Below are 12,842 nucleotides of genomic sequence, written 5' to 3' on the forward strand. Positions count from 1 at the left end.
GGGTACTGCGCGGCGTCGTGCGGTGCGTTCCGGGAAGAGTGCTGGCGTGGTTCGGCTCAGAACTCCGCCCATTCCCCTTCCGCGAAGGCGGGTTCGGAAGCAGCGCGGCGAGTTTTTGCTTGCGCAGGCACGGCTTTCGCCACGGCGGACGCTTTCGCTGCTTCGCGGCTGAAGCCGCTCCTACGGGTGGCGGGGGCGGTGTTCGATTCGCTGTCCAGTCGGAACACCGAGACGGCTTCGGCCAGGCCCTGTGCCTGTTCTTCCATCGAACGGGCGGCGGCGGAGGCTTCTTCCACCAGCGCGGCGTTCTGCTGGGTGGTCTCGTCCATCTGGGTGATGGTCTGGTTGACCTGTTCGATGCCGGCCGACTGTTCCTGGGAGGCTGCGGAAATCTCGGCCATGATGTCGGTTACGCGCTGTACCGAAGAGACAATCTCGCCCATCGTGGTGCCGGCCTGATTGACCAGGCGCGAACCGTCGGCGACGCGATCCACCGAGGCTTCAATCAGCCCCTTGATTTCCTTGGCGGCGGTGGCCGAACGCTGCGCCAGCGTGCGCACTTCCGAGGCCACCACGGCAAAGCCGCGGCCCTGTTCGCCGGCACGCGCGGCTTCCACCGCGGCGTTCAAGGCCAGAATGTTGGTCTGGAACGAGATGCCGTCGATGACCGAGATGATCTCGCCAATCTTGCGCGAGGAACCTTCGATATCGCGCATGGTGTCGACCACTTCGCTGACCACCTGGCCGCCTTGCGAAGCAACCGTGGCGGCGCTGACCGCCAGCTGGTTGGCCTGCCGCGCCGAGTCGGCGTTCTGGCGCACGGTGGAGGTCAGTTCTTCCATCGAGGCGGCGGTTTCTTCCAGGTTGGCGGCCTGCTGCTCGGTGCGTTGCGACAGGTCGGCATTGCCGGAGGCGATTTCACCGGCGGCGGTGTTGATGGCCGAGGAGGCCTGCTGGATGCGGCCGACGATATCGGTCAGCTGGGCGACGGTGGCATTGGCGTCATCGCGCATGGCGGCGAACACGCCATGGAAATCGCCTTCCATGCGTACCCGCAGATCGCCGCGGGCGATCGACTGCAACAGATCGGAGACCTGGCCGAGGTTGTGGTCGGTGGTCTGCATCAGCGTGTTGAGGCCGGCGACCATCTCGCGGAAGTCGTACTGGTAGCGATCCACCTCGCCACGCTGGCTGAAGTCGCCTGCGGCAGCGGCACCGGCCAGGCGCTTGATTTCGGCGTTGATGGCCGACAGGCTGGCCTTGACCGCATCCACGGTCTGGGTCATTGCGGCCTTCTCGCCCGGCAGGCGGGCGATGTCCGGGCTCAGGTCGCCGATGGAGTAGCGCTGCATGATCTGCAAAGCGTCCTGGATCGCGGCGATATGCGAACCGACCAGGGCGTTGGTCTCGCGCACCATGTGGCCGTACTCGCCGGGGAACTGGCTGTCGTCCATGCGGTAGCTGATGCTGCCCTCGTCATGGCGGCGCGCCATGTCGCGCTGCGCGCCAATCACCGACTGCAGCTTCTGCTGCATGCCGCGCATGCTCACCAGCAGCTGGCCGGGTTCGTCGCGGAACTGTTCGCCGATGACGTTCTCCAGCTTGCCGGCGGCGATGGCTTCGGCCACGCCGGTGGCCTGCTTCAACGGCTCCACGATGCGCGTGCCGATGGTCCAGCTAAGCGCCAGCACGATGATCACCATCAGGCCACCGGCCAAGGTCATCACGCCGGTGAAGATCAGCGCCTGGTTCTGCACTTCGTCCATGTACACGCCGGTGGCGATCACCCAGCCCCAGGGCTTGAACGGGGCCACGTAGGCAACCTTGGGCACCGGATCTTCCACCCCCGGCTTGGCCCAGCTGTAGCGGATGTAGCCGCCGCCGGTGCGGGCGGTGTCCACGCTGTCCTGGAACAACGCCACGCCATCCGGGCTCAGGGTCTTGCCGATGTTCTGGCCGACCAGATCCTTGCGCATCGGGTGCATCAACATCACCGGCTGCATGTCGTGCACGTAGTAATAGTCCACGTCGCCGTTGCTGCGCATCTGCGACAGCGCCTTCAGGGCGTTCTCCTGCGCGGCGGCGGTGGGCAGCTCGCCGGATTTCTCCACCTCGGCGTAGTGGTTGAGGATGCCAAAGGCCTGCTCCACCTGCGCTTTCAGCGCGGCTTCGCGGGTTTCGTACAGGTCCAGGTACTGCATGCGCGCAGCGACGATCGACAACAGCACGATGCCGACGGCGATCAGCGCGGTCAGCAGGTTGAGCTTGCGGCGGACCGAGATGTTGGAGATGTGGCGGGACAGGGCGGCGAAAGGATTCATGGTGACTGACTGCTGGGTACTGGAAGGCTGCTGCGATGGAGGAATGTGCTTGCTTCGATAGCGCTATCGGCGGTCGCGACCGTGGATTGAGCGGGCAATGGTCGTAGGGGCTGCCCTGACACGCAGACCCGGCTGACCGCGGCGCGCGCGCGCCAACGCAAGGCAGGCGGGCGCCTCCCTTGCGCAGGTGTGTCCGGGTTTGGCGACGCGACCAGGCCGCGCCGGCGTGGCTCAGGCGGCTACGGCGTCAAGCGCGTGGTTGGTCAGGTCGGCGCTGTTGATCAGCGTTTCGATGTCCAACAGGATCAGCATGCGCTCGTCGACCGTGCCGATGCCCGAGATGAAGCGGGTATCGACGCTGGCGCCGAATTCCGGGGTCGGGCGGATCTGTTCGGCATTGAGCGGGATCACGTCGGACACGCTGTCCACCACGATGCCGACCACGCGGTCTTCCACGTTCAGCACGATCATCACGGTGAACGCGTCGTAGCGCGCGTCCTTCAGGCGCAGCTTCAGGCGCAGATCAATCACCGGCACGATGGTGCCGCGCAGGTTGATCACGCCCTTGATGTATTCGGGGGCGTCGGGCAGGCGGGTCACGGCGTCGTAGCCGCGGATTTCCTGCACCTTCAGGATGTCCACGCCGTACTGCTCTTCGCCCAGCGTGAAGCTGAGGAATTCGCCGGCCGTGGTCTTGTTGTCGCTCATTCGCTTGCTCCAGGGGGTGGCTGGTGGCGCCATGGGGGCGCCGGGTCGCTAGAAATATCGGCCTGGCCAGGGGGTTCTTTAGGCGCCGATTCGTGCCCGCAGGGGCCGTGCTCTCAGCCGACCCCGCGCTCGCGGGCACTGCGCAGGCGTTCCATCCGGAAGATGTAGCGCTGGATCACTGCATCGGCGCCGCGCGGCAGGTCGGTGAACTGGCAGCCGGCACGCAGGCTCTCGCGGCCATTGGGCTGGCTCTGGCGGAACACGTTCTTGACCATCAGACGCACGCTCAGCGCGTCGCCCTCGGGCATCAACAGGCGGCAGTCGGCGTATTCGCGGTAGGGCCGGAACTCGGGCCGATCGGCCGGCACTTCCACCGCAATCCCGCCGCCGCTGATGTCCAGCACGCGGAACTCGACGCGCTTGACCTCTTCCTCGCCCACATGGAACGGAATCAGGCAGCGCACCGGCTGGGCCACCGGCACGCGCAGGCGGAAGAACTCGCGCCGCTGCAGGCGCATCAGGCGATCCGGGATGGGCGCGCGGAAGGCCACCTGGCCATCGAGCTGGGTGCGCTGGCAATCGCTGAGGGAAAACTGCACGTGCACCCGCTCCAGCTGCGCCACACAGACCACCAGCTGGCCTGCTTCCTCGATGCCGCGGTTGATGGAGTCGCTGGCGCTGCCGTCGAACAGCAGGCTGCCATCGTCTTCGTCCACGCTGATCAGCGCGGTCGGAAAGGTCAGCCCGCGCGTGCTCAGGTGCCCGCTGATCAAGGCGCGCTTGTCGATCAGCTGCTGCAGCACCTGGCGGATGTCGCGCGGATGCCGCAGGAGGTATTTTTCCTGCTCGTCGAACCGCACCGGTTCGGTGGCCGCGGTTTCGGTCTGGTCGGACATACGGTCTTCGTGGACAAAGGGGCCTGGCCCCGCGCGTGCGGGGCGTACATCGATATATCGAACCGCGTCACGGAATCTTTAATACGGATGGCGGACGAACGCAGGTCGGCGCCGTAGAACCGAAAACAGGGGTCAGAGCAGGTTTTTCAGCGGGACGATGCCGACCGCCGGAAATGGTGCTCTGACCCCCGTTTCCACGACTAGAACTCAGCCCACTCACCCTCCGCCAATGCCGCCTCCGTCTTGTGTGTGCGGGCGGATGCAGCCGGGCGGCCAGCCAGGGCCGGTCTGGTGGATGCTGATGCACGGGGTCTGGCTGCCGATCGGGTCGCGCCAGTCCGCTCCTGCCGGGCAGCGACCACAGTCGTTTTGCCGCGCGTATCGAGCACGAACACGTCGACCGCTTCGCTCAGCGAGCGTGCCTGTTCTTCCATCGAACGGGCGGCGGCGGAGGCTTCTTCCACCAGCGCGGCGTTCTGCTGGGTGGTCTCGTCCATCTGGGTGATGGTCTGGTTGACCTGTTCGATGCCGGCCGACTGTTCCTGCGAAGCCGCGGAAATCTCGGCCATGATGTCGGTGACCCGCTGCACCGAGGTGACGATATCGCCCATCGTGGTACCGGCCTGGTTGACCAGGCGCGAGCCATCGGCCACGCGGCTGACCGAGGCCTCGATCAATCCCTTGATTTCCTTGGCGGCGGTGGCCGAACGCTGCGCCAGCGTGCGCACTTCCGAGGCGACCACGGCAAAACCGCGGCCCTGTTCGCCGGCGCGCGCCGCTTCCACGGCAGCGTTCAAGGCCAGGATGTTGGTCTGGAACGAGATGCCGTCGATGACCGAGATGATCTCGGCAATCTTGCGCGACGAACCTTCGATGTCGCGCATCGTGTCAACGACATCGCTGACCACCTGGCCGCCCTGCGAAGCGACCGTGGCGGCGCTGACCGCCAACTGGTTGGCCTGCCGCGCCGAGTCGGCGTTCTGGCGCACGGTGGAGGTCAGTTCCTCCATCGAGGCGGCGGTTTCTTCCAGGTTGGCGGCCTGCTGTTCGGTGCGGCGCGCCAGATCGGCGTTGCCCGAGGCAATCTCGCCGGCGGCGGTGTTGATGGCCGAGGAGGCCTGCTGGATGCTGCCGACGATGTCGGTCAACTGCATCACGGTGGCGTTGGCGTCATCGCGCATGGAGGCAAACACGCCGTGGAAATCGCCCTGCATGCGCGCGGTCAGATCACCGCGGGCGATGGCCTTCAACAGCGTGGAGACTTCCGACAGGTTCTCGTCGGTGGTTTCCATCAGCCCGTTCAAGCCGGCCACCATTTCGCGGAAGTCGTACTGGTAGCCTTCGACGTCGCCGCGCTGGCTGAAATCGCCCGCGGCGGCAGCGCCCGCCAGGCGCTTGATCTCGCTATTGACCGCCGACAGGCTGGCCTTGGTCGCGTCCATGGCCTGGGTAATCACCGCCTTCTCGCCGGGCAGGCGATCCATGTCCACCGACAGATCACCAATCGCGTAGCGGCGCATCACCTCCACCACGCGCATTTTCACCCCGATGTGCTGCGCGACCAGCGCATTGGTTTCGCGCACCATGCGGCCGTACTCGCCGGGGAACGCGGCATCGTCGATGCGGAAGCTGATGGCGCCCTGGTCGTGCTGCACCGCCATTTCGCCGAGCGAAGCGAGCAGCGACTGGATCTTGGCCTGCATGCGCTGCATGGCGCCCATCAGGTTGCCCATTTCATCCTGGCTGCGATGGAGGATGCGATGGTCTAGCTTGCCCTCGGCAATGGCGTCGGAGACGCGCACGGCTTCGGCCAGCGGTTGCAATACCTGCCGGCGCACCAGCACATACAACGCGGCACACAGCACGGCGGCGGCGACCATGCCGACCAGCAGGATGGTCCACAGCAGCGTGCGGGCCTGCGCCATCACCACGGCCGTCGGCACGACCACGCCGAGCGCGAAGCGCTGTTCGGCGCGGCCGATCTTCAACGGCACATACGCTTCGACCATGTCCGCATCGGACTGGGCGTCGTGCACTTCGCGGAATACGGTCTGATCCTTGCCCACCTGCGCCAGCACCGCGCGGGTATCGGCGTCTTCCAGCTTGCTGCCAACCTTGCTGGCATCGCGATCGGCGACCACGGTGCCGGCTGGCGAGAGCAGGCGCACATAGCCTGCGCCGAGCGGGCGCAGCTTGGAGATGGATTCCTGCAACGATTTCAGGGCCACATCGATGGTGACCACACCGAGGAATTTGCCATCCTCCACCATCGGCGTGGCCATGGTGGTCATCAGGATTTTCTGTCCGCCAATCTCGTAGGTATACGGATCGATCACGATCGGTTGTTTGAGCTTGCGTGGCAGCACATACCAGTCACCGTTGCCGGGCACTTCGTAATCGCGCAGCGGCTCCTGCATCGGCTGGCCGTTGCTCCAGGCCCAGTAGCTCATGAAGCGGCCGGTGGCGTCGTGGCCTTCGGCATCGATGAACTCGGCGTCCTTGCCGTCGTAGGCCTGGGTTTCCCAGATGGTGCCTACGCCGGTCCACTCGGGATGGGCGACGAGTTGGTTGTGCATCAGCATGCTGGCGCGCTTACGTTCCAGGCCGCCATCGGCGCGCTGGGTCAGCAGGGCGTTCGCCAGTGCGTCGTTGGTATCGAAGGCGCGGGTGAGGTCGCTCGAGATGCGTGCGGCTTCCAGCTGGGCCAGGTTTTCCAGGCTGCCGTGGGCGCTTTCCATTAGCGCGTTGCTGCTCCTTATGTAGGTAATCCCTGCGGTGGCGCCGAACGCCAGGACCGCGATGACGGCGGTGCCTGCCATCAGGCGGGTGGCGATGCTTCTGGAGAACAGGTGGCTGAAAGAACGAATCATGTTGGCTGCCTGATTGGGAGTGACGTGGCCAGGCCGGTGAGGCGGTCTGCCCAATCGTCATCGGCAGTTGCGGAGCAGAAGTGAGGGGGTGTGAGCGGCCAGATGCTCTTTGCGTGACGTTGCGCACGTTGTGGGGTGGGGGAGGCCTTTTGCTCGTTCGTACAACCGGGGTCAGAGTACGTTTTCTCAGTCAAGCGCTTGCGCATGGTCGCAATGGTGCTCTGACCCCGGTTTTCAGACTTCCCAAAAGAAGAAGCCGGCCCCAGGGAGACCGGCTTCTTCAAGCAGCAGGAGAGAAAGGGCTTAAAACTCGGCCCACTCTCCCTCGGCCATGGCCGGTTCCGGCTTGGCAGCCTTGCGGGCCACCGGACGTGCGGCGGCGGGCTTGGCCGGCGACTTGGCGGAAGCAAAGCTGGTCGGTGCCGATACCGCCACCGACGCCGCCTTGCTGCGGCCGTCGATGACGAACACATCGACGGCTTCGGTCAGCGAGCGCGCCTGATCTTCCATCGAGCGGGCAGCGGCGGAGGCTTCTTCCACCAGGGCCGCGTTCTGCTGGGTGGTCTCGTCCATCTGGGTGATGGTCTGATTGACCTGTTCGATGCCGGCCGACTGTTCCTGCGAGGCCGCGGAAATCTCGGCCATGATGTCGGTCACGCGCTGCACCGACGAGACGATCTCGCCCATCGTGTTGCCGGCCTGGTTGACCAGGTTGGAGCCTTCGCTGACCTTGTCCACCGACTCTTCGATCAATCCCTTGATTTCCTTGGCGGCAGTGGCCGAACGCTGCGCCAGCGTGCGCACTTCCGAGGCCACCACGGCAAAGCCACGGCCCTGTTCGCCGGCACGGGCGGCTTCCACCGCGGCGTTCAAGGCCAGGATGTTGGTCTGGAACGAGATGCCGTCGATGACCGAGATGATCTCGGCAATCTTGCGCGAGGACGCTTCAATCGCGCGCATGGTGTTGACCACCTGGCCGACGACTTCGCCGCCGGTGGAGGCCACGCCGGCCGCACCGATGGCCAGTTGGTTGGCCTGGCGGGCGGAGTCGGCGTTCTGGCGCACGGTGGAGGTCAGCTCTTCCATCGAGGCGGCGGTTTCTTCCAGGTTGGCGGCCTGCTGTTCGGTGCGGCGGGCCAGGTCCGAATTGCCCGAGGCAATTTCGCCGGCAGCGGTGTTGATGGCCGCGGACGAATCCTGGATACGCGAAACGATGTCGGTCAGCTGCGCCACGGTGGCGTTGGCATCGTCACGCATGCGCGCGAACACGCCGTGGAATTCGCCATCCATGCGCACGGTCAGGTCGCCGCGGGCAATGGCCTGCAGCAACTCGGACAGGCGACCCAGGTTGGTGTCGCTGACGGCCATCATCGCGTTCAGGCCTTCGATCATCACGCGGAAGTCGTACTGGAAGCGCTCGGCATCGCCGCGTGCGGTGAAGTCGCCGGCGGCGGCGGCGCCGGACAGGCGCTTGATTTCGTTGTTGATCGCCGAGAGGCTGGCCTTGGCCTGATCCATCGACTCGTGCAGCTTGGCGCGCTGGCCGGGCAGGCGACGAGCGTCCTGCGACAGGTCGCCGATGGCGTAGCGGTTGAGCACGGCGGTGGCGTCGTTGATGGCGTCCAGGTGCTCGAACATCATGGTGTTGATGCCCTTGGCCAGTTCGCCGTACACGCCCGGGAAATCTTCCGGCACGCGCTGGGAAATGTTCTCGCCGGCGTGCATGCGCGCCATGTGCTGGGTTTCGTCGGAGAAGCGGCGCAGCAGCTTCATCATTTCGTCGGTGGAGGCCAGCATCTGGCCCAGTTCGTCACGGCTGCCACGCTCGACCTTGGTCGACAGGTCGCCGCGCGAGACGGCATTGACCGCACGCAGGGCCTGAGCCAGCGGGCCGGTGATGGAGCGGGTGATCGCCACGGCCAGGAACACTCCCAGCAACACGGCCACGCCCAAGCCCACGCCCATCGCCAGCACGGTGCGCGAGTGCGCCTGCTGCGAGGCCTTCACCTGCAGGGCGAGGTTCTCGACGTTGTACTGCGACAGGTCTTTCAGGTGGTTGAACAGTTCGCGACGGAGCTTGCGCGATTCATCGCTGGAAATAGCCTGAGCGGTGGCGAAATCATCGGCGGCCACGGCGGCGGCAATGCGATCGTGCGCCTCGAAATAGGCCTTGCGAGCGGCAACGACCTTGTCGTAGATGGCCTTTTCCTCGGCCGATGATTCGATCGGAATGTCGTTGTAGCCGGCTTCCTCGGCGTCGATCAGCTTGCGCGTTTCGGTCAGTTTCTTGTCGTAGTCGGCCAGTTCTTCCGGCTGGCCCTGCTTGGTCAGCTGCGACTGCTCGTAGGTGCGGTACTCACCCAGTTGCGCGCGCATCTCGCCCAGGTGCTGCACTGCGGGCATCCAGTTGGTGTTGACGTCGACCATCTGCGTGTTGGCCACCGACAGACGCCACAGCGACAGTGCGCCCAGGGCCAGAGTCAGTACAACGATGGTGCTGAAGGCCAACGCCAGCTTGCGTGCGATGGGGAGGTTGCGGAACCAGTTCATTACGACTTCTCCTGAGGGGTGAAGCGCGCTGGATCCCCCCAGGACGGCGCGCAGACGACGGTGTTGTCACTCAGGAATAACGGCGGCAATGGCGCTGGCTTTATGCCTTTTTCGTGAAACTATTTAGTCGTAAGTCATTGCCTGACATGGACGACGGCAGCGTCCGCCAGAAAGACGAAAACCCCGCCGAACCTGCACGATTCGACGGGGCTTGCCGGATGAAGTGAAGCGGCGGCGTCAGAACGAGAACTGCGCGCGCAACTCCAGCACCTTGGGATCCGCACTGAGGCCGGCGCGCTTGGCGTCGACCATCACGTAGTTGGCCTGCACCTTGAAGTACTTGCCGAAGTAGCCGTTCACGCCCAGCGTCCAGTTGTTTTCGCGGCCGCCGGCAATGCCGTCGTTGTTGAGGTCGATCGAACTGTAGCGGGCCAGCACTTCCCAGGCGCCGTACTTGTTGGCGGGCACCGGGTTGGAGACGTTGCCGGCGCTGTACCCGCGCGATTCGCCGGTGACCACCCAGCTGCCGAACACGTAGAAGCCATCCGACGAGTACGAAGGCAGGCCGGCGTCGCGGCGGGTCTGCTGCATCAGGTATTCACCCTGCAGCGACCACGCGCCCTTGATCCACAGCGCTTCCAGGCCTTCGCGGCGGATGCGGTCAACCCGCGTCAGGTTGCCCGAATCCACCAGCCGCACCGTGGTCAGCGAGCCTTCCGGCTTGGCGCGCCAGCGCACGCTCGGCAGGATGGTCTGGCCCAGGCCATTGACCTCGCTGTCGGGGTTTTCCTGCGAGGCCGACACACCGAAGTGCAGCACATCGCCGGCCGACTTGTGCGGCGTCCACGCCGCACGCATGGCCACGGTGGTGCCCGGGTTGTTGCCCTGCAGATCGTTGCCCCAGAAATAGCCGAGGTTCCAGAGGTATTGCGGACGTTCGAACGCCCATTCGACACCGACGCGGCGGCTTTCATAGAACGCCTGCGTGGGCAGCGAGTTTTCCATGAAGCTGGTGGCGCGGGTCGAGGTGTAGCCTTCGAAACCCACCGGCAACTTGAACTGGCCGATGCGCACCTTGCCCATGTCCTTGCCGAACAGGCCCTTGGTGTCCAGGCGCAGGGCCACGTCCATCCAGGTCTCGGCTTCGAAATCGTAGGCCGCGACGAAGTCGTAGTAACCCTTGCGCTTGAGGGTCATGCCGAATTCGCGGCGACGGAAATCATCGTCGTCGACGAAGGTGGTGGCGGGCGTGCCGTAGCCATCACCGGAATAGTTGTTGTAGTCGTAATGGAAGTTGCCGGTGGCGGCCAGTTCGGTGCCGTCGGAGAACACGATGCGCGGTGGCCAGGCCTTGGCCTGGGTGGAACTGGCCGCTTCTTCGGCAGCAGCGGGCATGGCCAGCGCGCCGAGGACGGCGAGGGCCAGGATCGAATGTTTCTTCATGGAGTCCTACTTGGAATACGGAGCCGGCGGCCCGCGAGTCGGGCGCATCTTAAAAGATGTGCAGGCTTGAACGGGTGATCGAAATCAAGCGGCCTGAGGAAGGCGCAGCGAGCGAACCAGGCCACCAATATCGACAATCAGCGCAACCCGGCCGTCGCCCAGGATGGTAGCGCCGGAGATGCCGTGGATGCGGCGGTAATTGTTTTCCAGGTTCTTGACCACCACCTGCTGCTGGCCGATCAGTTCGTCCACTTCCAGCGCCAGTTTCTGGCCATCGCCTTCCACCACCACCACCAACGGATCCGGGTTGCGCTGGCCACCGTAGTTGTAGTGTTCGTTGAGCGACAGCAGCGGCAGGTATTCGCCGCGCACGCGCAGCACCTTGCCTTCGCCGGCCAGGGTGCGCACGTCGTCGGGCTGCGGCTGCAACGCTTCCAGCACGTAGTTCAGCGGCAGGATCAGGGTTTCCTCGCCGACCGACACGGCCATGCCGTCGAGGATGGCCAGGGTCAGCGGCAGGCGGATGACCACGCGCGTGCCCTTGCCGGCAGTGCTTTCCAGCTGCACTTCGCCGCCCAGGGCCTGGATGTTCTTGCGCACCACATCCATGCCGACGCCGCGACCGGACAGATCCGTCACCGCCTCGGCGGTGGAGAAGCCGGCCTGGAAAATCAAATCCCAGACCTGCGTGTCGGTGGGATTTTCCGGCACGCTCAAGCCGCGTTCGGCGGCCTTGGCCAGGATGCGTTCGCGATTCAGGCCGCGGCCGTCGTCGCTGACTTCGATGACGATATGACCACCCTGATGCGAGGCGGCCAGGGTGATGGTGCCGGTTTCTTCCTTGCCCGCTTCGCGACGCACGTCCGGCATTTCCAGGCCGTGATCGATCGAGTTGCGGACCAGATGCACCAGCGGATCGGCGATGCGTTCAATCAGGCCCTTGTCCAGTTCCGTGCCTTCGCCAATCGTGCGCAGGCGGACCTGCTTGCCCAGGCGCGAGGACAGATCGCGGACCAGGCGCGGGAAGCGGCGGAACACCGCATCGACCGGCAGCATGCGCACGCCGATCACGGCTTCCTGCAGATCGCGGGTGTTGCGCTCCAGCAGATCCAGGCCGGCGAACAGGCGTTCGCACTGGGCCGGATCGAGCACGCCAGAGACCTGCTTGAGCATGGCCTGGGTGATGACCAGTTCGCCGACCAGGTTGATCAGGCCGTCGATCTTGTCGACGCTGACGCGGATGGAGGTTTCGGCGGCTTCGCCATTGGCCGCAGGCGCGCCGGTGGCGGCAGCGGGTGTGTCGACGGCGGGCACGCCGGCAGCCGGGGTGGCGGCCACGGCAGCGGCGATGGGCTGGATGTCCAGCTCGCAATCGTCGACCACCCAGGCGAAGGCTTCTTCCACCTGCGATCGCGGAACCTTGCCGATCAGGCCCAGATCCCAGGCCAGATAGGCTTCCAGCGGATCCATCTGCTCGAAGCCGGGCAGGCGATCCACCCGCGTGGCGACTTTCAGTTGGCCCAGGTGTTCGAGCTCGCGCAGGATGCGCAGCGGATCGTTGCCGCTCATGAACAAGCCGGGCGCAGGCGCAAAGCCAATTTGCCAGCCTTCCGGCGCTGCTTCGGCCTGGGCGACCGGCACAGGTGCGGCAGCGGCGTCGCCGGAGAGCACGGCGGTCAGGCGCGCATGCACGGCCTTGACAGCCACCGGATCGGCGACGTGACCGTGTTCGGCTTCGGCCAGCAGGCTGCGCAGCACATCGACCGAAGCCAGCATCGCATCAATCGCATCACCGCTGACGTCGCGCTTGCCGGCGCGCAGTTCGTCCAGCAGCGTTTCCAGCACATGGGTCAGGCTGGCGACGGCGTCAAAGCCGAAGGTCGCCGAACCGCCCTTGATCGAATGCGCGGCGCGGAAGATCGAATTGATCAGTTCCGCATCGCGGTTGCCATTCTCCAGCGACAGCAGACCGGACTCCATCGCTTCCAGCCCTTCGCGGCTTTCCTCGAAGAAGGTGGCGTGGAAACGTTGCATGTCCATGTTCATGGGCGCGG

7 protein-coding genes are annotated in these 12,842 nt (G+C 65.2%); all 7 read right to left on the reverse strand.

The window, feature by feature from the left end:
* Positions 1–56: 56 nt before the first annotated feature.
* Entirely contained in the window at positions 57–2,321 is a 2,265-nt protein-coding gene (locus B5X78_RS16665) for a methyl-accepting chemotaxis protein (protein ID WP_079725864.1), read from the reverse strand.
* A gap of 231 nt (positions 2,322–2,552) precedes the next feature.
* Positions 2,553–3,029: a chemotaxis protein CheW gene (locus B5X78_RS16670; protein WP_079725866.1), complete on the reverse strand. Its 477-nt coding sequence runs from the start codon at positions 3,027–3,029 to the stop codon at positions 2,553–2,555.
* A 113-nt stretch (positions 3,030–3,142) separates the two neighbouring features.
* Complete coding sequence (locus tag B5X78_RS16675) at positions 3,143–3,925, reverse strand: flagellar brake protein (protein ID WP_079725868.1); 783 nt, start codon at positions 3,923–3,925, stop codon at positions 3,143–3,145.
* A 200-nt stretch (positions 3,926–4,125) separates the two neighbouring features.
* Positions 4,126–6,795 (reverse strand): methyl-accepting chemotaxis protein, encoded by a 2,670-nt coding sequence (locus B5X78_RS16680; RefSeq protein WP_079725870.1) that lies wholly within the window; start codon positions 6,793–6,795, stop codon positions 4,126–4,128.
* A gap of 303 nt (positions 6,796–7,098) precedes the next feature.
* Positions 7,099–9,345: a methyl-accepting chemotaxis protein gene (locus B5X78_RS16685; RefSeq protein ID WP_079725872.1), complete on the reverse strand. Its 2,247-nt coding sequence runs from the start codon at positions 9,343–9,345 to the stop codon at positions 7,099–7,101.
* A gap of 237 nt (positions 9,346–9,582) precedes the next feature.
* Positions 9,583–10,788: an OprO/OprP family phosphate-selective porin gene (locus tag B5X78_RS16690; RefSeq protein ID WP_079725874.1), complete on the reverse strand. Its 1,206-nt coding sequence runs from the start codon at positions 10,786–10,788 to the stop codon at positions 9,583–9,585.
* A gap of 84 nt (positions 10,789–10,872) precedes the next feature.
* A complete protein-coding gene (locus B5X78_RS16695) occupies positions 10,873–12,834 on the reverse strand; it encodes a chemotaxis protein CheA (RefSeq protein ID WP_079725876.1) in 1,962 nt (653 codons plus the stop codon).
* Positions 12,835–12,842: the final 8 nt, after the last annotated feature.

The organism is Pseudoxanthomonas indica, from assembly GCF_900167565.1.
GTDB lineage: Bacteria > Pseudomonadota > Gammaproteobacteria > Xanthomonadales > Xanthomonadaceae > Pseudoxanthomonas_A > Pseudoxanthomonas_A indica.